Annotated in this window: 18 protein-coding genes and 6 pseudogenes; 14 read left to right on the forward strand and 10 right to left on the reverse strand. The window is 67.9% G+C overall.

The features are described from left to right. Window positions 1-88: 88 nt before the first annotated feature. Together OG385_RS36530 and OG385_RS36535 are read right to left on the reverse strand one after the other, a co-directional pair. A pseudogene (locus OG385_RS36530) lies at window positions 89-985 on the reverse strand (IS481 family transposase); the annotation flags it as partial. Continuing rightward, window positions 982-2,232, reverse strand: coding sequence for an MFS transporter (locus tag OG385_RS36535; RefSeq protein ID WP_266862385.1), 1,251 nt, complete (start codon window positions 2,230-2,232; stop codon window positions 982-984). The gene OG385_RS36535 and the pseudogene OG385_RS36530, both read right to left, overlap by 4 nt. 70 nt (window positions 2,233-2,302) lie before the next feature. Between OG385_RS36535 and OG385_RS36540 the strand changes: the two genes are divergently transcribed. Together OG385_RS36540 and OG385_RS36545 are read left to right on the forward strand one after the other, a co-directional pair. Beyond that, entirely contained in the window at window positions 2,303-2,725 is a 423-nt protein-coding gene (locus OG385_RS36540; RefSeq protein ID WP_266862504.1) for a MerR family transcriptional regulator, read from the forward strand. Window positions 2,726-2,834: 109 nt separating this feature from the next. Continuing rightward, window positions 2,835-3,020: a hypothetical protein gene (locus tag OG385_RS36545; protein WP_266862387.1), complete on the forward strand. Its 186-nt coding sequence runs from the start codon at window positions 2,835-2,837 to the stop codon at window positions 3,018-3,020. 96 nt (window positions 3,021-3,116) lie between these two features. On the opposite strand, the gene OG385_RS36550 is transcribed toward OG385_RS36545, so the two are convergent. Then, window positions 3,117-3,284, reverse strand: a complete 168-nt coding sequence (locus OG385_RS36550) for a hypothetical protein (RefSeq protein WP_266862389.1) — start codon at window positions 3,282-3,284, stop codon at window positions 3,117-3,119. A 209-nt stretch (window positions 3,285-3,493) separates the two neighbouring features. Next, window positions 3,494-3,676, reverse strand: a complete 183-nt coding sequence (locus OG385_RS36555; RefSeq protein ID WP_266862390.1) for a hypothetical protein — start codon at window positions 3,674-3,676, stop codon at window positions 3,494-3,496. Between the two features lie 502 nt (window positions 3,677-4,178). Here OG385_RS36555 and OG385_RS36560 point away from each other — a divergent pair. Then, entirely contained in the window at window positions 4,179-5,237 is a 1,059-nt protein-coding gene (locus OG385_RS36560) for an NAD(P)/FAD-dependent oxidoreductase (protein WP_266862391.1), read from the forward strand. A gap of 29 nt (window positions 5,238-5,266) precedes the next feature. Here OG385_RS36560 and OG385_RS36565 read toward each other — a convergent pair whose 3' ends face one another. Further along, complete coding sequence (locus OG385_RS36565; RefSeq protein WP_266862393.1) at window positions 5,267-5,845, reverse strand: helix-turn-helix domain-containing protein; 579 nt, start codon at window positions 5,843-5,845, stop codon at window positions 5,267-5,269. Between the two features lie 122 nt (window positions 5,846-5,967). Here OG385_RS36565 and OG385_RS36570 point away from each other — a divergent pair, with 122 nt between their 5' ends. The 3 genes from OG385_RS36570 (at window position 5,968) to OG385_RS36580 (ending at window position 9,282) form a co-directional block, all read left to right on the forward strand. After that, the gene (locus OG385_RS36570) at window positions 5,968-7,470 is read left to right on the forward strand and encodes an MFS transporter (RefSeq protein ID WP_266862395.1); all 1,503 of its coding nucleotides are present in this window, start codon (window positions 5,968-5,970) and stop codon (window positions 7,468-7,470) included. A gap of 15 nt (window positions 7,471-7,485) precedes the next feature. Then, window positions 7,486-8,016 (forward strand): class I SAM-dependent methyltransferase, encoded by a 531-nt coding sequence (locus tag OG385_RS36575; protein ID WP_323183980.1) that lies wholly within the window; start codon window positions 7,486-7,488, stop codon window positions 8,014-8,016. A 198-nt stretch (window positions 8,017-8,214) separates the two neighbouring features. Continuing rightward, the gene (locus OG385_RS36580) at window positions 8,215-9,282 is read left to right on the forward strand and encodes an alkene reductase (protein ID WP_266862398.1); all 1,068 of its coding nucleotides are present in this window, start codon (window positions 8,215-8,217) and stop codon (window positions 9,280-9,282) included. Between the two features lie 123 nt (window positions 9,283-9,405). On the opposite strand, the pseudogene OG385_RS36585 reads toward OG385_RS36580, so the two are convergent. Further along, window positions 9,406-9,733 (reverse strand): annotated as a pseudogene (locus tag OG385_RS36585) (sulfite exporter TauE/SafE family protein); the annotation flags it as partial. A gap of 130 nt (window positions 9,734-9,863) precedes the next feature. Then, window positions 9,864-10,116 (reverse strand): annotated as a pseudogene (locus tag OG385_RS36590) (cation transporter); the annotation flags it as partial. A gap of 278 nt (window positions 10,117-10,394) precedes the next feature. Between OG385_RS36590 and OG385_RS36595 the strand changes: the two are divergent. Beyond that, window positions 10,395-11,137, forward strand: a pseudogene (locus OG385_RS36595) (transposase); the annotation flags it as partial. Window positions 11,138-11,222: 85 nt separating this feature from the next. Here the strand turns inward: OG385_RS36595 and OG385_RS36600 are convergent. Next, window positions 11,223-12,062, reverse strand: a complete 840-nt coding sequence (locus OG385_RS36600; protein WP_266862400.1) for an enoyl-CoA hydratase/isomerase family protein — start codon at window positions 12,060-12,062, stop codon at window positions 11,223-11,225. 101 nt (window positions 12,063-12,163) lie between these two features. Here OG385_RS36600 and OG385_RS36605 point away from each other — a divergent pair, with 101 nt between their 5' ends. Beyond that, window positions 12,164-12,523: a helix-turn-helix domain-containing protein gene (locus tag OG385_RS36605; protein WP_266862402.1), complete on the forward strand. Its 360-nt coding sequence runs from the start codon at window positions 12,164-12,166 to the stop codon at window positions 12,521-12,523. 317 nt (window positions 12,524-12,840) lie between these two features. Here the strand turns inward: OG385_RS36605 and OG385_RS36610 are convergent, their stop codons facing one another. Next, the gene (locus OG385_RS36610; protein WP_266862404.1) at window positions 12,841-13,758 is read right to left on the reverse strand and encodes a helix-turn-helix transcriptional regulator; all 918 of its coding nucleotides are present in this window, start codon (window positions 13,756-13,758) and stop codon (window positions 12,841-12,843) included. Window positions 13,759-13,899: 141 nt separating this feature from the next. Between OG385_RS36610 and OG385_RS36615 the strand changes: the two genes are divergently transcribed. From OG385_RS36615 to OG385_RS36630, 4 genes and pseudogenes are all read left to right on the forward strand, one after another. Beyond that, complete coding sequence (locus OG385_RS36615; protein ID WP_266862405.1) at window positions 13,900-14,853, forward strand: aldo/keto reductase; 954 nt, start codon at window positions 13,900-13,902, stop codon at window positions 14,851-14,853. Between the two features lie 454 nt (window positions 14,854-15,307). Next, window positions 15,308-16,573 carry an IS701 family transposase gene (locus tag OG385_RS36620; RefSeq protein WP_266850846.1) on the forward strand — a complete coding sequence of 422 codons (1,266 nt, stop codon included), beginning with the start codon at window positions 15,308-15,310 and terminating at the stop codon, window positions 16,571-16,573. A 192-nt stretch (window positions 16,574-16,765) separates the two neighbouring features. After that, the gene (locus tag OG385_RS36625) at window positions 16,766-17,200 is read left to right on the forward strand and encodes a hypothetical protein (protein WP_266862506.1); all 435 of its coding nucleotides are present in this window, start codon (window positions 16,766-16,768) and stop codon (window positions 17,198-17,200) included. A 32-nt stretch (window positions 17,201-17,232) separates the two neighbouring features. Further along, window positions 17,233-17,788: pseudogene (locus OG385_RS36630) on the forward strand (transposase); the annotation flags it as partial. A 484-nt stretch (window positions 17,789-18,272) separates the two neighbouring features. Here the strand turns inward: OG385_RS36630 and OG385_RS36635 are convergent. After that, window positions 18,273-18,923 (reverse strand): TetR/AcrR family transcriptional regulator, encoded by a 651-nt coding sequence (locus OG385_RS36635; RefSeq protein ID WP_266862406.1) that lies wholly within the window; start codon window positions 18,921-18,923, stop codon window positions 18,273-18,275. Between the two features lie 69 nt (window positions 18,924-18,992). Between OG385_RS36635 and OG385_RS36640 the strand changes: the two genes are divergently transcribed. After that, window positions 18,993-19,355 (forward strand): hypothetical protein, encoded by a 363-nt coding sequence (locus OG385_RS36640; RefSeq protein ID WP_266862408.1) that lies wholly within the window; start codon window positions 18,993-18,995, stop codon window positions 19,353-19,355. A 63-nt stretch (window positions 19,356-19,418) separates the two neighbouring features. Next, window positions 19,419-20,292 (forward strand): annotated as a pseudogene (locus tag OG385_RS36645) (IS5 family transposase). Window positions 20,293-20,309 lie beyond the last annotated feature (17 nt).

Consider the following 20,309-nt stretch of genomic DNA (forward strand, 5'->3'; position numbering starts at 1 on the left):
GCGCCTCCCGACCCCGTGAACAACCGACGCCACTACTCGGGCTCTGGCCCAACTTCTGTGGTGACCGTCCCGACAACTGATAGTTGGAGGAGGCCATGACGTTGCTGACGCCTTCGCGTAGCCGTGATGCTGGCGGCTGCCCGTTCGCTGTGGTGTGGGGGCGGTGGTAGTTGTAGTGGATGTTCCAGACCGCGAGGGCTTCCCGGCGTTGGTTTTCGGATGTCCAGGTGCGGGCGTAGAGGAACTCCTCGGAGATGATCCGGTTGTAGCGCTCTACTTTCCCGTTATGGCGGGGCGTGTATGGAGTGATCCGTTGATGCCGCGCCCCCAGGACTGCCCGGGCGAACGCGTCGGCTCGGTAACAGGCACCGTTGTCTGTGACGATCCGCTCGATGTAGGTGATGCCGTGGGCGGCGAACCAGGCTCGTGCTCGGTGCATGAACGCGATCGCGGTAGTCTTCGAGCACTCGGCGTCTTCAGCGTTGGCACTTCCGCGTCCGTGGGCGGGCCAGCCACTGCCGTCGGGAATCCTGCCGACCTTCTTCACATCGACGTGCACCATGTGACCAGGCCGCCGGGCGACGATCTTCTGTGGTTCACGGTTGGTGTCACCGCTCGGGTAGATGAACTTGCGCCTGTTGAGTCCAAGGTCGGCCAGGTGGCGGCTGATCGTACGTCGGGAGACCCGGGTCTCATCTGCTGCGAGTTCGTGGGCGATGCGGGCCGCTGACCACTTGTCAGTACGCCGCATCTTCTCGATTCTCGCGACCATGTCGGGTGCGGTCGCAGTCGGTTGGCGATATGGCGTCGAGCTTCTGTCGTGTAGCCCAAGCTCGCCGTGATGGCGGTAGCGATTGACCCACTTCGATGCGGTCGCCCTGGAGATGCCCATCTCTGCGGCGACGTGCGCGATGGGCCGAGTGCGGCAACGTTTGACCAGACGCCGGCGTCCTTCAACACTCAGGGGTGCGTTGGCGTGGGTCATGGCGTGGCCTGAGTGTTGCGGAATGCGTGGTGTCGGGCCCCGGCGACGATGAGCAGGCTGACTGCCCCGAGGGCGGCGGCTGACACGGCGACCACGGTGACGCCCGAGCTTTGCAGCAGGAGACCACCGATGATGCCACCAAAGGCCATCGCGGCGTTCCAGAGGGTGACGAGGACGGCTTGCGCGGTGTCAGCGGCAGCGCTGCTGCGCCGCATTCCGGCTTGTCCGGCTGCGGTTTGCAGCAAGGTCGGGGCACCGCCCCACCCCAGGCCCCAAAGAACAGCGGCGACCCAAACGATCGCGTGTGTGGTGCTGACGGCAAGAGCTGCGGTGGCGAAAGTGAACAGCACCGAGCCGGTGACCATCAGAGTCCGTAGTCGGCGGTCGACATGGCGTCCGACGTACCAAATACTCACCAGGCATGCGACACCGAAAGCGAGGAGAACCGCGTCGGTCGCTGGCCCCAGCCCAGCGTGCTGTAGGTAGGGAGCGATGTAGGCATAGATGATCGTGTGCCCGAGAACAAACGTCGTGACCGTGACCATGATCGGCGCGACCCCAGGCACCGCCAGGGTCTGCCGCAGGGGCGACTTCGCTGATTGTGGTGCGGGGTCCGAACCGTTGGTGCCAGCCTGTTCAATGGCGAGCTGCCCCGCGCCGGGGACGGACACGCTGATCCAGCCGATGACGGCAAGAGTGAGCAGGGAGACAGCGCCAAACGCCGCCCGCCATCCCACCTGTTCACCGATCAGCGCACCGGCCGGAACTCCCAGGGACAACGCCACTGGGATCCCGGTCATCGCCACTGCGATGGCGCGCCCTTCCAAGCCGGCAGGTGCGATACGACGGGCATAGCCAGCGAGGATCGCCCAGGCCAGGCCCGCGGCCACGCCGGCGAGGAACCGGCCCGCAAGCAGGACGATGTATCCCGGTGCAGCCGCAGTCAGGGTGTTGGCCACGAGGAAGACGGCCATGGCGCCGAGCAGCAGTGGTTTCCGCGGAACAGATGCTGTCGCCGTGGCGAGCGGGATCGCGGTCAACGCCGTACCGGCCGCATAGACGGTGACGGCCTGGCCGGCAGCACCTGAACTGGTGCCCAGTGAGGCCGACATCTCGGGCAGCACACCGGCAGGCAGAGTCTCCGTCAAGCTCGTGATGAAGACGGCAGTCCCCAGTGCCAACAGCGCAGACCATGGCAGGCCAACCTGTCGCGTACGAGACTGTGTGTCAGAAGACGTGGTGGTCATGGACCGAATCTTGAAACCTTCACATAGATGTGATGGTCAAGTCGAGGTGCGCCGAGTAGCTTCGGCGGGTGTGAGGATCGGTGAATTGTCGCGACTGACGGGTGCGTCCCGTCGGCTACTTCGCTACTACGAGGAGCAGGGGCTGATTGTCCCGGACCGGGGCGCGAACGGGTATCGGGAGTATGACGACCGCTACGTGGACCGGGTCAACCAAATCCGTGGCCTGCTGGATGCGGGGCTCCCCACTCGCATCATCAAGCAGATCCTTCCGTGCCTGGACAAACCTCGATCGATCCACTTTCCCGATGCAACACCGGAGATGCTGGCCTTGCTGGCCGCCGAGCGGGACCGGCTCACCGAGCGGATCGACGTACTCATCCGCAACCGTGATGCGATGAGCGAGTACCTGACTGAAGTCGGACAATGCCGAGCGCCGGCGCCGGGCAGCTCTCACGGAACGCCGAACTCCCCGTCGGTGTCAGCAACGTCATGACCCGCAACAGGGTTTTTGCGCCATCAGGTTGTTCACAGATCCGTAGCTCAGGGCCCACCTTTCGCCTGTCTCTCTCCTGGGACGAGAGCAGTTCTCCACTGTGATCCTCGTGCGGGTCGCCATCCGCGGCTGGGCCCAGCTCACCCCGCAGATCCACCCCGTTCCGAAGAGCAGCCGGCACCCGGGCCGTTTCCACGTTGTGCAGGGGATCACCGCCCACCCGACGCAGGTCCTGCTCATGACCGACACCGAAGCCGCCGGCGGGTTCGCCACCACGGCGGCCGGGAACATCTGACCCCGAGTCGGACACACCACCGGGCCCCGGAGGATCAGAGTCTCCGGGGCCCGGCCTTCTGGAGTCGCGCTGTCCAACGAAGGTGCGACTCCGGTGTCAGGTCGTGGCCGGCTCCGGAACTTCGAGGGCATCGGCGACTTTGCGGGCCATCGCTGCCACCTGCGGCGGGAAGCGGTCCAGCGAGCCGAGGTCGTCGCAGAGCTTGGCCCGCAGCCCGTGGAGACAAGCCTCGGTGAAGAGTTGCTGTTCATCGGCCTCGGCCATCGACCTTCCTTCCGCGTGCCGCTGGCCCCAGGAGAACCACGTCGGCGTGTCCTGGTCCGCCTCGGGCGGAAGTGGTTCCCCGAGCATCCCGGCGATTTCGTGTCGGTCTGAATCCGTCGGGCCAACTGCCCGGCTGCGCTGCTGCCGGGTCTGGAGATGCGACGCGAGGGTGTCCATGGCCATGCCGGTGCGCTGGCAGTAGGCGGCGATCAGATGGAGGCCATGTTCAGCGTGGCGGAGGCGTCGGTGGCGCGGATCAGCGTCATCCGCTTCCAGTCGCGTGCGAGATCCGGCTCGGTGTAGCGCAGCACCTCCTGGCAGTTCATGACCGCTTCGGAGACGAGTTCGTGAACCTCCTGGCGTAGTGGCTCAGGCATCGGGGCGAGTTCCATGGCCCGCACGGTAAAGGCGCCGCACCCCCGGACACCGCAGCCGTGGCGCTCGCTCACCCGCACGGACAACAGGCTGTCACGGCCCACCGGCCTGAGTGGCGGCTTCGTTCCGTGCAGGGCCTTGAGCGTCGACTCCTCAACGCGGGACGGTCGTCGCGCAACTGTGCGCAACTGACTCACAGGGGAGCAAGCGATGACGCTACGGTTTGTCTAGGCTCCGCGGTTCCACGAGTGCTTCCGCGCGATCATGAGCACCGATCGAGCATTTCCGCGTGATGATGGGCAGCGGTAACGTTCAGTAGCGCGGCGGAGTGCATGCCGTCGAGGTCCTCCCGGCGGGGCTGCGGCGCCCCGGAACGGGACGCTCCGGCGACGGAGGGGAACGAGCGCTCCTCGCGAGGCGACCGCCCGGCGTGGGCTCAACCCCCATTTACAGGGAAGCGCCTTGCTGGTTCAGCAAGAGAAGTGGCACCGGTGGCGGGGGCGCAGCACGGTGGGCCGCATGAACACGGAAGAGATGCCCGAAGAGTTTGATGTCGTTGTTGTCGGCGGTGCAACCGCTGGTCTGTCGGGGGCGCTGACCCTGGCCCGGGCCCGGCGTTCGGTGCTGGTGCTCGATTCCGGGCAGCCGCGCAACGCCCCCGCTGCCGCGGCCCACGGCCTGTTGACGCGCGACGGGGTGGCGCCGCGGGATCTGCTGCATGCCGGCCGTATCGAGGTGGCTCTCTACGGGGGCGCTCTGCTTCAGGAAGGCGCGACGTCCGCACGCCGGACGGACGGCGGGTTCGTCGTGGGCACGCAGTGCGGCCGGACGTTCCGTGCCCGCCGCCTGCTAGTGGCGACGGGCCTGTCGGACGAGCTGCCGGAGGTGCCGGGGCTGGGGGCGCGGTGGGGGCGCGACGTGCTGCACTGCCCGTACTGCCACGGCTGGGAAGTCCGCGACAAGGCGATCGGGGTGCTGGGCACCAGCGCCGCGTCGGTGCACCAGGCGCTGCTGTTCCGCCAGTGGTCACCGCGCGTCACGCTATTCCTCCACAACGGCCCCGAGCCGAGCGAGGAGCAGTGGGAGCGCCTCGCGGCACGCGGGATCGAGGTCGTCCAGGGCGAGGTGACCGGTCTGGAGATCACCGACGACGCCCTGAGCGCTGTCCGGCTGGCCGAGGGCCTGCGCATCCCGGTGGAAGCGCTGGTGGTGACCCCGCGGTTCGTGGCGCGCAGCGAAGTCCTCTCCGGCCTGGGAGTCGACCCGGTGGAGCACCCTATGGGAGTGGGCACCTACGTTCCCTGCGAACCGGGCGGCGCGACCGAGGTTCCCGGGGTGTACGTGGCGGGCAACGTGACCGATCTGATGGGCGGCCTGCCCGCCGTGCAGGCGTCCGGAGTGGCGGCGGCTGCGGCGATCAACGCCGACCTGGTGAATGCCGACGCCGACGAGGCAGTGGCCCGCCGCCGGTCCACTCAGGTCGTCAGCCCGGCCACTGAGGCACTCGTGTGCGAGCGGGTCCTGGGTGATCGCCGCCACGGCCTGGATTCGATGCTGCCCCCCGAATCCGGCCGGTAACGGGAGGGCTGCCCTTCGTGGGCGGGGTGTCAGGCGGGGCGGGCGCGCAGGTGGGCGCGTTCGCCCTGCTTGCCGAAGATGACCAGCAGTTCCACGGGCTGGTCGTTGTCGGGGCCCAGGCAGTGCGGGACGTGGGTGTCGAACTCCGCGACTTCCCCCGGCGCCATCACCAGGACGCGGTCATCAAGGTGAAGGCGGAGCCTGCCGTTGAGAACGTAGATCCACTCATAGCCCTCGTGCGTCCGGAGCTCGGGCTCACCCGCGGCGGGGCTGATGACGAGCTTGTGCGCGTGCATGCCGCCCGGCCTGCGGGTCAGCGGCACGTACGTCATGCCGTCGCGCGTGACGGGGCGTAGATGCACGCGGGGGTCGCCCGTCTCCGGAGCGCCGACGAGCTCGTCGAGCGGGACGTTGTAGGCGCGGGCCAGGGGCAGCAGCAGCTCCAGGTTGGGCTTGCGGCCTCCGCCCTCCAGGCGGGAGAGCGTGCTCTCCGAGATCCCTGTGAGGTCGGCCAGCGCGGCCAGTGTGACGGTGTGCCGGCGGCGCAGGTCCCGCAGCCGGGGCCCGACACCGGCCAGCACGTTCTCGAAGTCGTCCATGCTCCGCATCTTGCTGAACCGGCATGAGAGATTGCAACTTCTTCAGGACTGGACGCACTCTCCTGGCGTCGTGGAGCACGTATCCCGTGGACCACCGAGCCCCTGCCCCTCATTGCTCTGGAGAGCTGCCGATGTCTACCCCCGCCCGCACCGCCGCAAAGGGCCAGGACGCGGATGCACCGGATCCGCGGCGCTGGATGGCCCTGATCGTCGCGTCGGTCGCCACCCTCATGGTCGTGCTGGACGTGTCCATCGTGAACATCGCGCTGCCGCAGGCGCAGAGCGATCTCGTGATGGGCGACGCCAACCGCCAGTGGATGATCACGGCCTACGCCCTCGCCTTCGGCGGGCTGCTGCTCCTGGGCGGGCGCATCGCCGACTTCGCCGGCCGCAAGCGCATCCTCGTCATCGGACTGCTGGGCTTCGCCGCGGCCTCCACGCTCGGCGGCCTGGCACCCAACCCGGGCACCCTGTTCACCGCACGCGCCCTGCAGGGCGCCTTCGCCGCGCTCCTGGCACCCGCGGCGCTCTCCCTCATCACCGTGGCCTTCACCGACCCCAAAGAACGCGCCAAGGCATTCGGGATCTTCGGCGCGTTCCAGGGCGGCGGAGGAGCCGTCGGGCTTCTCCTGGGTGGCGTCCTCACCGACTACGCGGGCTGGCGCTGGTGCATGTACATCAACGTCCCCATCGCCCTGATCGTCGCCCTCGCCGCCCGCCCCTATGTCCGGGAGAGCCGCGCCGCGGGCGACCGGCACTACGACCTCCCCGGCACCCTCCTGGTGACCGGCGGGCTGGTTGCCCTCGTCTACGGCTTCACCCAGGCAGCCGACGGCGGCGGCTGGACAGCGCCCGCCACCCTGATCCTCCTGGCCGTCGCCGCCCTGCTGCTGAGCGCGTTCGTCCTCGTGGAACGCCGCACCGCCCACCCCCTGCTGCCGCTGCGGGTGGTCATGGAACGGAACCGGGCCGGGGTGTTCCTGGCCAACCTCCTCATCGGCGCGGGCATGTTCGGCATGAACCTCTTCATGACGTACTTCCTCCAGGTCAATCTCCACTACACCCCGCTACAGGCCGGCGTCGCCTTCCTGCCCTTTAGCGTCGGGATCATCGCCGCTACCACACTCGGCCCGCCCCTGGTCACCCGCTTCGGCCCCAAGCCCCTGATGGTCGCCGGCACCTCCCTGGCCACCGCAGGACTGCTCTGGCTCACCCGCCTGGACACCGCCTCCGCCTACACCGGGGAGGTCCTGCCGACCCAGATCCTCGTGAGCGTCGGCGTGGGTCTGTTCTTCCTGGCGGGCCCCAACGTCGCACTGTCCGGCGTCGATCCGCGCGACGCCGGAGTGGCTGGCGCAGCCCTCACCACCAGCCAGCAGATCGGCGCTGCACTCGGCCCCGCCCTCCTCAACACCCTCTACCTCGCCGCCGTCACCGGCTACCTCACCCCCCGCACCCCGGCCGGCGGCGCAGCATCCCAGGCCCTGCAGCTCCAGGGCTTCCTGCACGGCTACCGCATCGCGTTCATCGTCGCCGGTGCCCTCATGGCCACCGCCGTCCTCGCCCTGGCCGTCCTGGTGAAAACCCCCAAGTCCCCCTCGGCTGAGCCCACCACTCCGGCCCCCGCCCACTGACCGAAAGGCCACCCGATGCACGACTCCACCCACAACGCGCAGTCCCCGGCCGAGGCGGCCCGGTTCTGGGACAACCTCTACCGCGGCAAAGACGCCGTGTGGAAGGGCGACCCCAACCCGGTACTCGCCGAAACCGCAGACCAGCTCTCTCCTCCCGGACGTGCCCTGGACCTGGGCTGCGGCGAAGGCGGCGACACCGAATGGCTCGCCACCCACGGCTGGCACGTCACCGCCGTCGACATCGCCCCCACCGCACTGCAGCGCCTTACACAGCACGCAGCACGCGCAGGCGTCACCGACCGCCTGTCACCCAGCAGCACGACCTCGCCGAAACCTTCCCCGCCGGAACACTCGACCTCATCAGCGCCCAGTACCTCCAGACCCCCTGCGACCTCCCCGGCGCCGACATCCGGCGCCAGGCCGCCCACGCCCTCACCCCCGGCGGACTCCTCCTCATCGTCGACCACGGCTCTGTGCGCCCCTGGGCCTGGAACACCGACCCCGACACCCGTTTCCTCCGCCCCGAAGAAGTCTTCGACGAACTAGGCCTGGGCCCCGCCCGGTTCACCCCTGTCCGCCTAGCCACCCCCGAACGTGAAGCGACCGGCCCAAACGGCCAGACAGCAACCGTGACCGACACCGTCGTCACCATCCGGCGCACCTGAAAACCCCACCCACCCCGCAGCACCCCGGCTGCGCCACCCTCTACGGCGCGCGCAGCCCTCATCCCATAGGAGACCCCTCATGGCAGACCTCTTCTCACCGGTGACCGTCGGCAAGTGGACACTGGCCAACCGCATCGTCATGGCGCCCATGACCCGCAACCGCGCCACCCCCGACGGTGTGCCGACCGACCTCATGGCCGACTACTACGGGCAGCGGGCCACCGCCGGCCTGATCATCACCGAAGGCGTGCAGCCCAGCACCGTGGGCCAGGGCTACATGAACTCACCCGGCCTGCACACGCCCGCCCAGATCGCCGCATGGCGCACCGTCGCCGACGCCGTCCACCAAAACGGCGGACGCATCGTCGCGCAGATCATGCACGCCGGACGCATCTCCCACCCCGACAACAAGCACCACGCCGAAACCGTCGCCCCCAGCGCCATCGCCGCCCCCGGCGAGATGTTCACCCCCACCGGTCCCCAGCCCCACCCCACCCCCCGCGCCCTGGACACCGACGAAATCCCCTCCGTCATCGACGAATACACCCACGCCGCACGGGCCGCCCTCGACGCCGCCCTCGACGGCATCGAACTCCACGCCGCCAACGGCTACCTGCTCCACCAGTTCCTCGCCCCCAACACCAATCAGCGCACCGACCCCTACGGCGGCACCCCCCAAGCACGCGCCCGCTTCGTCATCGAGGTTGCCCAGGCCGTCTGCGACGCCATCGGCAGCGAACGCGTCGGCATCCGCATCTCACCCGCCATCAACCTCCACGGCGCCATCGAAGACGACCCGGACGACACCGCCATCACCTACCGCACGCTCATCGACGCCCTGTCCGCCATGGGACTGGCCTACCTGCACACCATCGGAGACCCCACCACACCCCTCATCGAGGACGTCTCCCGCCGCTTCGCCGGCCCCCGCACCGTCAGCAACGGATGGGACCCCGTCACCGACGCCACCATCGCCCAGGCCCTCCTCGACAACGACCAGGCAGACCTCGTCGCCGTCGGACGCGCCTTCATCGCCAACCCCGACCTCGTCCACCGCTGGCAGACCCAGGCGCCCCTGAACCAGCCCGACATGAACACTTTCTACGGCGGCGACCACCGCGGCTACACCGACTACCCGACTCTGTAACAAGGCCACACCGGCACCCCCGAGACCGCAGCATCTCGTTCAAGTAGTTGAAAGACAGAGCGACTTGGGGGTGCTCAGTCGCCGCAGCGATCGCGCCCTGTCAGCGCCATCGGCCGACAGCTCGGCCGGTCGGTTCCGGGCGGGGCGCAGGGTGCGCAAGCACAGCCAGGTGCCGATCGGCAGCAGGAAGGCGGAGACGCCGGGGCCGGGGAGGGCAAACACGCGAACGGCGGCGCCGACGATGACGCCGGGCAGCGTCCAGGCGACGAGGCGCCGGGCCAGTGAACCGCGCAGAGCGCCGTCGCGGCGGTAGAGCCTCAGTGGGCCCGGCCCGGCCACCACATTGAACAGCAGGCTCATCGGCGTGACCGCCGGACTCGGCACACCGAGGACGCTGAGCTGAACGGGGAGGAGAAGGATCGCCCCCGAACACGCTGGCCGAAGCGGTCATCGTCGAGATCAGCAGGCCGGCCGCGAACCCTGCCCAGATCGCCCACTCCACCGCTGCCCAGGCCGCTCCTTGATCGCCCGGTCAGTATCGACGGGCCAAGCTGCTGAGCCGCAGGTCGGCAACAAGGTGTTCACGAATGGCAGGTGCAGCCTGGCTCGCAGCCGCACGCGTCCGCCCCGACCGCGCCGGACCCGCCAAGGGCCGGTGGGGTGTGGGCGGTGGGGGCGTACCAGCCCTTGCCCTGCCAGGCGTCACGGCCTTCCTTGACCGTGATGCCTGCAATGACCAGGGCGGCGATTGGATCAGTCGGGCCAGGACCAGCCGAGGGTGGGATTGAGGACCAGGCAGACCAGTAGCACCGCGGAGATGTACGTGCACAGCAGCCGCGAGCGTCCGCCCCGGCGGCGCAGCAACATGGCCGGTGATCGCCGGTTACGGAAACCGGCCTTCGTCACGATCATTGAAGGATTCCACCCACCACATAAGGAGGGCATCACGCCTGTTCAGAATCGCTCCGACCACAGCGGTGAAGCTTCCCCTTGATCGTGGACACCTGGAGACTGGAATCTTGAGGTTCCAGAGGAAGTAGCACCAGGTGGGAAGCACGTACACGAAGCGGTACACCGAGGAGTTCAAGCGGGACGCGATTGCGCTCGTCGATTCCCTGGCGGCGTTCGAGTCCTGGAAGAACGGTCTCTGCCGCTCTGAAGCCAACGAAGTCCTCAAGCTGGCTCCAACTCCCAGGCGAGCTGCTCGACTGACTCGCGCCCAGCTCCAAGCCGCCCTCAAGCGGGCTGGCCGCCAACGCGGTATCGAAGCCGAGGCCGAACGCCTCCGTGAGGTCTTCCGCGAGGACTACACCCGCCAACCTGCCCTCGTCGAGGTCGCGCTCGGTAAGCAGATGCTCGCCCTCCTGGTCCAGCTCCAGGCCGCCTGCACGGCTACCGCCGACCTCGCCCAGGCAGTGGAGGAAGCTTTCCCTCAGCATCCGGACGCTGAGATCATCCTCAGTTTCCCCGGCCTCGGCGTCCAGCTCGGCGCCCGGGTGCTCGCTGAGATCGGGGACGACCGCGGCCGTTTCGCCGACGCCCGCGGCCTGAAGGCATACGCCGGCTCCTCGCCCATCACCCGGGCTTCTGGCAAGAAGTCCAGCATCACCCGCCGCTGGGTCAAGAACGACCGCCTCAACCACGCCGGCTACCTCTGGGCCTTCTCCGCCCTCAGGGCCTCGCCCGGAGCCATGGACCACTACCGTCGCCGCCGCGACGAGCACGGGGACTGGCACGCTGCCGCCCAGCGCAACCTCTTCAACCGCATGCTCGGACAGATGTTCCACTGCCCCAGCGACGCGAACTGTTCGATGAGAACACCGCATTCCCAACTGCCTTGGCCGCTGCGGCTTGACGACTTGAGGTCGTGAGGTGTCTTCCTCACCCTCGGATGCGGACTCATCTGCTGGCGACGCCTGAAGGCATCACGGTAGGAAGTGTCAGGTGATGTCGTCGACAAGAGCCTCAAGGCGGCGCTCTCCGTCGCGGGTGTGTGCGCCGGCGGCCAGTGCAGCCTTGGCAAGACGGGCTGCAGGGGGCTCACTGAAGAGTTCACTGAGGAGCTCGTTGGCCTTCCGCAGGCCGTGAGTGGTCGACTCGACCGCGGTGTCGACCGCTTCGGTCGCGGCACGGGCGACACCGGGCGGCAGAGCGGCGATGCGGGCGGCGAGGGTGTCGACGACGTGGTCGAGTTCGGCGTCCGGCACGGCCCGGTTCACCCAGCCGATCCGTTCCGCGGTCGCGGCATCGATCAGCTGCCCGCCAAGGATGATCTCCAGGGCGCGGGCGCGGCCCACGAGACCGGGCAGGTACGCGGTGCCTCCCGCGCCCGGAATGATTCCCAGCCGGCACTCCATCTGGGCCATTCCGGCGCGCTCCAGTGATGCGAACCGCATGTCCATCGCGGACAGCAGTTCCGCACCGCCGCCGCGCGCCAGTCCGCGCAGCTTGGCGATGGTGATCTGCGGCAGTGACCGGATGCGTTCGTGGAGCCGCATCATCGGGTTCAGGGTCTGGTCCTGTCCGGGTGCGATGGGCAGGCCGACGAACGTCGCGGGGTCGTCGGCTGCCGTCATGTCGCCGTGCGCGATGAAGAAGTCCGGGTCCGCGCTGTCGAAAACGATCACCCGGATGTCGTGGTCGCCGGACATGGCGTCCGCGAACCGGTCCAGGTCGGTCATCAGGACGGCGTCGAGCAGATTGATGGGAGGGTTGTCGATCACGACGTGTGCCACGCCGCTGGTGAGAGAGATCTTGAGGGTCGAGTACGCGTCGGTCATGATTCCCGTTTCGCCGTCAGGCCGTCGTCGGTAAGTATACGAGGTATACCTAGTAGTGCGGATACACTTCAACGAAATCAGGTATCGCGAAGGAGACCGCCGTGCCCGAAGTGGAGCTCAACGGCGCTGGCCGGCAGTTGCTCGACCAGCTCTTCGACAAGTGGTCCCTACTGGTACTGGCCGCATTGTGCGACCGCCCCCGACGCTTCAACGAACTCCGGCAACACATGCCCGCTGTCACCCCGAAGTCACTGACCGCCTGCCTGCGACGACTGGAGCGCAACGGCATGGTCGAGCGAGCGGTCGTGTCCACGGATCCGGTGGCGATCGAGTACCGGATCACCCCCCTGGGCCGGACCCTTCGGCCCCCTGTGCACGCCGTACTGGAATGGGCCGTCGGTCACCTCGACGCGGTCGAAGCCGCCCGCTGTCACTACGACGAGCGACGTGTGGACAAGTGATATCCGGGCGTGCCTAGCGCAGGGCGGCGCCGGGAGGACTTCCAGCTGGTCGTGCCGGGCCGTTCGGTGTGTGCGGCCAGAGTCAGACCCGTACCAACGATCGCCCAGCAGATCCGGGCCAATATCCAGGATGAGGTCGGCCCTCGCCGCACCATCGCGACGCTCCGCCTGCGCGGAGACTACCTATCGCCCCGAGCGGGTCAACGCTCCGGCGCGGTTTACCTCCGCCCGAGCGGGGGTGAACCGGGCGAGCACGTGACTGTGCTCGCCCCCAGCGGGGGGTCCCCGTCGCGCCAACCGCCTTGGCCGTCGGCACTCTAGGGTCCGGGCTGAGGGGAGTGGCGGATGGGCTGTGCTGCCCGAGATTGCGTAGCTGCCCAGATGGCGAGGAGTTTGAGCCGGTCCTCGGATGCGGTGCCGGGTTCGGCGGTGTAGATGATCAGGTCGTGCACGGCTCGGTCCGACAGGTGCAGGTTGAGGGACTGGAAGGCCAGTTCCAGGTGGCCGACCTCGGGGTGCTGGAGCTGTTTGACGCCGTCGTGGCGCATCAGAACGTCGTGCGCGGCCCATCGGCTGCGAAACTCGGGGCTGAGGGTGGACAGCTCGCCGACGAGTTCGCGCAGGGCCCGGTCGCGAGGCTCGCGCGCGACCTCGGCACGCAGCAGTGCGGCGGTGGCGACGCCAGCGGCGTCCCAGTCGACGAAGAAGTCATGTGCACCGGGATCGAGGAAGATGTAGCGAGCGATGTTCGGGCGGCCGTGCTTGTCGACGGTGGCGCTGTCGAACATCGGTACGAGTAGGGTCCGGGCCAGCGGGTTGCCGGCCACGATGTCCGTGCGGCCGTTGCGTACGAATGCCGAGGACGTCGTCATGGAGTCGAGCAGCCACTGGACCCGGGGCGGGACCTCGACGTCCCTGCGACGCGTCGGCGTGCGACCGACGTGCCGCGATGACCGGGCCAGGTCGAACAGATAGGTGCGTTCGTCGTCGTCCAGTCGCAGGGCGCGAGCAACCGCGTCGAGAACAACTTCGGACACGCCGCCGATGTGACCCTTCTCCAGCCGCGTGTACCACTCCGTGCTCACGCCGGCGAGGACGGCGACCTCCTCGCGCCGCAGTCCGGCGACCCGGCGACGGGCGCTGGTCGGAAGTCCGGCCTGCGCGGGGGTGATTCTGGCGCGTCGGCTGACAAGGAAGTCCCGGATTTCGCCGCGGCTTCCGGGCTGTTGGTCCATGTCGTTCAGGGTAGCCGCTGGTCTCTGCGCGAGGGGGGCTGAGGTTATACCCCTCATAAGCGCGACCTTCTCCGTTGGCGGTGATCACGGTCTCCTGGGATCGGACGTTCCGACACGAAGCCAGAGCAACGGAGATAAGACATGACGAGCAACACGCTGACTGTGCCGGCGGTGGCGTTGGGCACGTGGGCCTGGGGAGACAGCGGCCGACCGGGCGACGGCTACTTCGGAAGCCGGTTGAGCGAGTCCGGTCTGCGAGAGGTCGTCGAGAAGGCTCAGTCGAACGGGTTCACCTTGTGGGACACCGCCGTGGCGTACGGCATGGGCCGCTCGGAGACGGTCCTCGCCCAGGCACTGGCGGGCCATGACCGCAGCGAGTACAAGCTGTCGACGAAGTTCACCCCGCAGATGGCGGGCGACGGCGACGATCCGGTCGCGGACATGCTGGAGCAGAGCCTCGACCGAATGGGCACGGATTATGTGGATCTGTTCTGGATCCATAATCCTGCCGACGTGGCACGGTGGACGCCGTCTCTGATCCCGCTGCTGGGGAGCGGCAGAATCAAGCATGTCGGCGTCTCGAACCACAACATGGAGGAGATCGCTCTTGCCGATCGGATCCTCGGCGAGGCCGGCTTCCGCGTGGAGGCGGTCCAGAACCATTTCAGCCTCCTGTACCGGGGCTCTGAGCGCACGGGCATCCTCGATTACTGCCGCGAGCACGACGTGCGGTTCTTTTCCTACATGGTCCTCGAGCAAGGAGCGCTGACCGGCAGGTACAGTCCGGCCAATCCGTTGCCGGAGGGCAGCAGCCGGGCGGCCGTCTACAACGGCATCCTGCACCGACTGCAGGCGCTGACGGACCGGATGGGAGCGATCGGCGAGGATCGAGGTGCGTCCGCCGCCGAAGTCGCCACTGCCTGGGCGATCGCCAAGGGGACCACCCCGATCATCGGGGTCACGAAGGCGGGTTACGTCGACGGGTTGGTTCGAGCTCGCGGCATCGAGCTCGCCGGCGCGGAGATCGCGGAACTGGAGTCGCTGGCGGATGCCGCAGACGTCGACACGCGCGGCTGGTGGGAGCACGAAATGTAGTAGCAGTCGTCGGACTCCTCCAAGACGCTTGCGGCCGGCCGCACGGCACGCTCGCCCGGCGTCGCCGCCCCACTCCGGACGGCCCCGTCGTTCTGGATGAGGGCTCGACCGTGATCTGGCATGAGCAGTACGACCGCTTCATCACCCGGATGAACAAGGCCCTCGGTAAGGCCGGCGACGAATGCAGAGTCGGACGGCACGAAGTCAGGCCGGCGCGTTTCTAGTGCCGCGGCAGGCAAGGTTTGCCCGTCAAGGAGCGGCGTTCGGTGCGTGCTCTCGGCGTGCCGGCCGGAAGCCCTTGTACTGGACGTACTTGGGCTTTCGGCCGGTGCGGCGAGAGTGTGTGCCGGGCGTCGCGACGGGGCAAACGTTGCCTGCCGTGGCACTAGTAGGGCTTGGTCATGTTGATGGTGGTGGAGCGTGTCCGTTGGGTGTGGTCCGGCGTTGAGAGGGTGTGACTCCGGACGAGATTGCCTGTGTGCGTGGTGAGTTGGAGACGTTTGCGGCGGAGGTGTTCGAGCCGTTCGCGAGAAAGGATCAACGTCGCTGGGGGCAGGTCTACCTGCGCGGGCTGTTGACCGACGGCAAGCGGAAGTCCGTCGAGCCGATGGCGGCCCGCCTCGGGGAGGAGGGGAACCGGCAGGCGCTGGCTCACTTCGTCACCACCAGTCCGTGGGACCCCTCACACATCAGGGCCCGGCTGGCGTGGAAAATGGAGGCGGCGATCCAGCCGAGCGCGCTGATCTTCGACGACACCGGCTTCCTCAAGGACGGAAATGCTTCGGCGTGTGTGTCGCGGCAGTACACCGGCACCGCCGGCAAGGTCACCAACTGCCAGGTGGGCGTTTCGCTGCACCTGGCCTCCGATCACGCCTCCTCGGCGGTGGACTGGCGGCTGTTCCTGCCCGAGACGTGGGATGCGGCCTCGCCGAAGGCGAACCCGGACAGGGTCGCCCGCCGCGCCTCCTGTGGCATTCCCGACGATGTCGGGCACGTGGAGAAGTGGCAGCTGGCCCTGGACATGCTGGACGAGACGCGCTCGTGGGGCATTGAGATCCCGTTGGCCATCGCGGACGCTGGATACGGCGACGCCACCGCTTTCCGGCTCGGTGTTCAGGCCCGCGGCCTGAATTACGTCGTCGGGATCTCCACGACGCTCACGGCCCACCCCGGCCAGGCCGTTCCCGTGGCCGTTCCGTACTCCGGAACCGGACGCCCACCGGTTGTGAAGTATCTGGACAAACCACAGTCGGTGAAACAACTGGCCATGGAAGCAGGCCGGAAGGCGGCCAAACCCGTGCAATGGCGGGAGGGCTCGCGGCCTGGCACCAGCCGCAGCGGCTTCAAGCGCATGTACTCGCGGTTTGTCGCCCTGCGGATTCGCCCCGCCGGACGCGAGATCCGTCAGGCGGTCCAGGGCCCGCAGTTGCCGGAGTGCTGGCTGCTGGCCGAGTGGCCGGCAAACGAACCCGAACCGGTCCAGTTCTGGCTCTCCGACCTGCCCACCGACACTCCACTGACCACGTTGGTCCGCCTCGCCAAGCTCCGTTGGCGCATCGAGCACGACTACCGGGAGATGAAACAGGCCCTGGGCCTGACCCATTTCGAGGGCCGCACCTTCAACGGCTGGCACCACCACGTCACACTCGTCTCCGTCGCCCACGCCTTCTGCACCCTGCAACGACTGGCCAGAGCCCCAAAAGACACGGCGCCGGTCTGAGCCTCTACCAAGTCGTCCGCGAGCTGCAGATACTCCTCGCGGTCTGGGCCGGCGCCTGCCCCACCTGCCACCGCGACATACCCACGCTCGTACTGACCTGACCAAGCCCTACTAGCTCGCAGCCTGGCCCCCACGGGCCGTTGATGGCCCTGCGGAGCCCCAGCTATCTGAGCGCAGCGGAGCAACGACGTGATGATGACGACCCCCGACATCGTCTTTTCGACGGACCCTCGTCACGGACTGGTGGCGCGAAGCGGTTGGGAGCAGGAAGAAGCTCGATCCGTGCTCCGCGATCTCGGCAGGGAGTGGTCGGGGGAGTTGCATGCTCTCGTCCCGCCGGACGACATGCCGGAGATGGACGCGGGTGTTCAAGCAGTGGAGGAGCTGGACTTGCACGGGCATCGCACCGGATGCGCGGTGGGGCCGTACGGTGCGATGCGCCTGTATCTGGGATGCGCCGAGCAGATCTTTACGAAATTGCTGGCAGGGCCCGTGCCTGTGCGATCGAAGGCCGAGGGCCGAGACGGTAGTCACGCCGCCCCGATCCAACGACGCGCGACTTATGGTGACGTCATCACGTCAGACGAACCCTTCTCCACAGAGCCCTTCGGCGGTCCTGCGATGTAGCGATCAGCGGCGGGAACTTTCCTTGATGATTGGGCGACGATCGCCTGGCGCGCCGACGAGTCCGCTGCCAGCCGCATCTAGTAGGACTCCGTTAGGTCTGTCAGGGGCGGCAGGCGTTCACCGAGGTGAGGTGGCGTGAAGGCTCTCGCGGGCAGGCCGATGCGCTCGCGCTTTCTGGCGCTGCGGGTGCGGCCGGCCGGGGCCCGGGCCCGTCGCCTGGCCCAGGCCGCCGCCACCGGCCCAGGCAGCTGGGACGGTGTCCTGCCCGAGGTGACGCTGTTGGTCGAGTGGCCCGACGGCGCCGAGGCGCCCACCGACTACTGGGTGTCCAACTTGTCCGCAGACACTCCGGTCGCCGAACTGGTCCGCATTGCCAAGATCCGCTGGCGCATCGAGCACGACTACCGGGCAGTCAAGCACGGCCTCGGCCTGGACCACTTCGTGGGACGTTCCTGGGCAGGGTGGCATCACCACGTCACCCTGGTCACCGCCGCCCACGCGTTCCTCACCGAACAGCGCCTGGCCCCAAAAGCCGATACAGCGGACTCTCCCTCTACCAGATCCTCGACGCCATCCAGGCCCTGCTGAACTGCTGGACCGGCACCTGCACCACCTGCCACCGCCCCCTGCCCAGAACATCAACCACCAGCCCAAACCCAAGAGCCAGAGCAACCTAAGAGTCCTACTAGGGCTGGGCGGATCTCGTAGTTGGCGCGGAACCGGTCGGCGCCAGGAGGGCGCCCGCCCGCGTTCCGCTGCCCGACCGGCAGGGGCCCCTCGGGCGGTGGAACGCATTCGGTGGCGACCCGCGGCGGACACTGCCGGGAGGTCGACTCGAACATCGGGCCCAACTGTAAGCGTGTACAAAGAACTTGACGCGTGAATCCGGGCGCGAACGGATTTCTCGTCACGTCGGTCATGACTGAACCTCTACGCGCGGCGAGACCGCCTTTCGAGTTCTCAGGCCGTGCGGGCGGGCGCCGGGTGGCCTGGTCGGCGGAGCGGGGGACCGGAGGATGGCTCCGCGCCCGTGTGCTCCTGGCCTGCGCTCCTGTCGGCCGACCGGGGTGGTTCAGTCGGCCGGGTGGTGATTCAGCAGGCCTGCGATCATGGTCGCGGCGTGCCAGCGCTCGAACGCCTCGTGGCTCCAGCCGCGCTCCTGCGTCAGGCGCCGGTAGTTCGTCGGCTGGATCTGAAGCCAGAGGATGTCGCCCGCGACCTTGGGCGAGACGTCGCGCCGCAGCAATCCCGTGGCGGCCACCGCCCCCGCGACGGCGCGGGCGCACTCCAGCAGCTCCTGCTGGCTCGATTCCTGTAGCTGTGCCAGTTCGGGGTCGGTCGTCGCGGCTTGTTCGAGCGCGAGCTGCAAGGGCCCGAGCCGACGCGATATGGCGGCGGTGAAGGCGGCGAACTCCTTGAGTAGCCGGTGCGCGCCAGGGGCCGCCAGGAGCTGCTCGAAGCGTTCGTCGTTTGCGGTGAGACGGCCGCCCGTGGCCGCGTGCATCCGGGCGAGGGCGAACAGTTGAGCCTTGCCGCCGACTCCGAAGACGGTGGCACGTGAGACCCCGGCGCGGGCGGCGATCAGTTCGATCGTGGCCCCCGCGTAGGCCTTCTCCGCGAACACCTCGGCGGCGGCGGCAACCACGGTTTCGCGTGTGCGGTGCGCGGCTTCCTCCCGTACCGCCGAGCGGTATGCGCGCTGGGTTCCCTTGACGCCTGTCATGATTTCACTACACTCACCATCTATTCAACAAACATACGGTCCAGTCAATTCTACGGACAGGGGAAGGCTTTGTCGACAGTGGAGTTCCTCAAGGAGTGGCGCGTGCTCGGCTTCGGCAAGCACCCGGAGATCGGCGCGGTCGTCCAGGCGCGCCTGCGGAAGGCCGGCCTGGCGGCCGACATCATGGTCCTTCCCGACGACGAGAGCGGTGACGCCGAACTGGCCGCGAGGCTGGGCAAGGCCGAGTATGACGGCGTCGTGATCGGTAGCTTCATCAGCGGCCAAGACCCGAATCTTCCGCCGACGGAGCAGACGACCTACTGGTTCAACCGGGTCCTCAACGTCATCCACGCGCACGCGCCGGCCGCCCGGATCATCCTGGTCCGCAACCCGGACGACGCACTGGCCGCGATAGCCCGCGTGCTCGGCTGAACGCAGTGTCGTCGCTAGGCCGTGTATCGAAAGTGGATCTTGGGTTGTGAATGATCACGGTTCATGGGTCGGGGAGATCTCACGGACGAGCAGTGGACGGTGCTGGAACCGTTGTTGCCGAAGGGTGCCAGGGTGGGGCGGCCGCCCTTCTGGCCTCGGCGGCAGTTGATCGACGGCATACGGTTCCGGGTGCGGACCGGTGTGCCGTGGCGGGATGTACCTGTCGAGTACGGTCCGTGGAGCCGGGTCTATGACCTGTTCCGCCGATGGCAGCGGAACGGACCCTGGCAGCGGCTCCTCACCCGTCTCCAGTCTCTGGCCGACGCGAAGGGCGCGATCACGTGGGACCTGAGTGTCGATTCCACGGTGTGCCGCGCTCATCAGCATGCGGCCGGAGCCCGTAAACGGGGTGACCTGCAAAAGGAACCACCCGGCGGCGTATTCATCGAGCCCTCAGATCACGGACTGGACGTTCGCGCGGCGGGTTCACCACCAAGCTGCACCTGGCCGTCGAGCAGGGACAGAAGTCCATGTCCATCGTGATCACCGCTGGACAGCGCGGGGACTCGCCGCAGTTCGAACCCGTGCTGGAAAAGGTCCGCTTGCCCCGCATCGGATCGGGCCGACCACGTGTCCGGCCCGATCGCGTGCGGGCTGACAAGGCGTACGCCTCCCGGAGGAACCGGACATGCCTGCGCTGCTGGGGGATCCGCTGCACCATCCCGGACAAGGCCGACCAGGCGCGCAACCGCCAGAAGCTCGGTTCCCGTGGCGGTCGGCCTCCGCATTTCGATGCGGTGGATTACCGCGAGCGTCATGCGGTCGCGTGCGGGATCAACCGACTAAAAGGCACAGGGCAGTGGCCACGAGGTACGACAAGCTCTCCGTCCGCTACGAGGCGACTGTGCTGGTCGCAGCCGTGAACGAGTGGCTGTGACCAGCGCCGGCGCAACG

It is taken from the genome of Streptomyces sp. NBC_01306, assembly GCF_026340465.1.
Classification (GTDB): domain Bacteria; phylum Actinomycetota; class Actinomycetes; order Streptomycetales; family Streptomycetaceae; genus Streptomyces.

What these genes read in the sequence shown, in the direction of transcription:
- OG385_RS36535 (WP_266862385.1), bottom strand. Translation starts at nt 2,232, where the DNA reads ATGACCACCACGTCTTCTGACACACAGTCTCGTACGCGACAGGTTGGC.
- OG385_RS36550 (WP_266862389.1), bottom strand. Translation starts at nt 3,284, where the DNA reads ATGGCCGAGGCCGATGAACAGCAACTCTTCACCGAGGCTTGTCTCCAC.
- OG385_RS36555 (WP_266862390.1), bottom strand. Translation starts at nt 3,676, where the DNA reads ATGGAACTCGCCCCGATGCCTGAGCCACTACGCCAGGAGGTTCACGAA.
- OG385_RS36560 (WP_266862391.1), top strand. Translation starts at nt 4,179, where the DNA reads ATGAACACGGAAGAGATGCCCGAAGAGTTTGATGTCGTTGTTGTCGGC.
- OG385_RS36565 (WP_266862393.1), bottom strand. Translation starts at nt 5,845, where the DNA reads ATGCGGAGCATGGACGACTTCGAGAACGTGCTGGCCGGTGTCGGGCCC.
- OG385_RS36570 (WP_266862395.1), top strand. Translation starts at nt 5,968, where the DNA reads ATGTCTACCCCCGCCCGCACCGCCGCAAAGGGCCAGGACGCGGATGCA.
- OG385_RS36575 (WP_323183980.1), top strand. Translation starts at nt 7,486, where the DNA reads ATGCACGACTCCACCCACAACGCGCAGTCCCCGGCCGAGGCGGCCCGG.
- OG385_RS36580 (WP_266862398.1), top strand. Translation starts at nt 8,215, where the DNA reads ATGGCAGACCTCTTCTCACCGGTGACCGTCGGCAAGTGGACACTGGCC.
- OG385_RS36600 (WP_266862400.1), bottom strand. Translation starts at nt 12,062, where the DNA reads ATGACCGACGCGTACTCGACCCTCAAGATCTCTCTCACCAGCGGCGTG.
- OG385_RS36610 (WP_266862404.1), bottom strand. Translation starts at nt 13,758, where the DNA reads ATGGACCAACAGCCCGGAAGCCGCGGCGAAATCCGGGACTTCCTTGTC.
- OG385_RS36615 (WP_266862405.1), top strand. Translation starts at nt 13,900, where the DNA reads ATGACGAGCAACACGCTGACTGTGCCGGCGGTGGCGTTGGGCACGTGG.
- OG385_RS36625 (WP_266862506.1), top strand. Translation starts at nt 16,766, where the DNA reads ATGATGACGACCCCCGACATCGTCTTTTCGACGGACCCTCGTCACGGA.
- OG385_RS36635 (WP_266862406.1), bottom strand. Translation starts at nt 18,923, where the DNA reads ATGACAGGCGTCAAGGGAACCCAGCGCGCATACCGCTCGGCGGTACGG.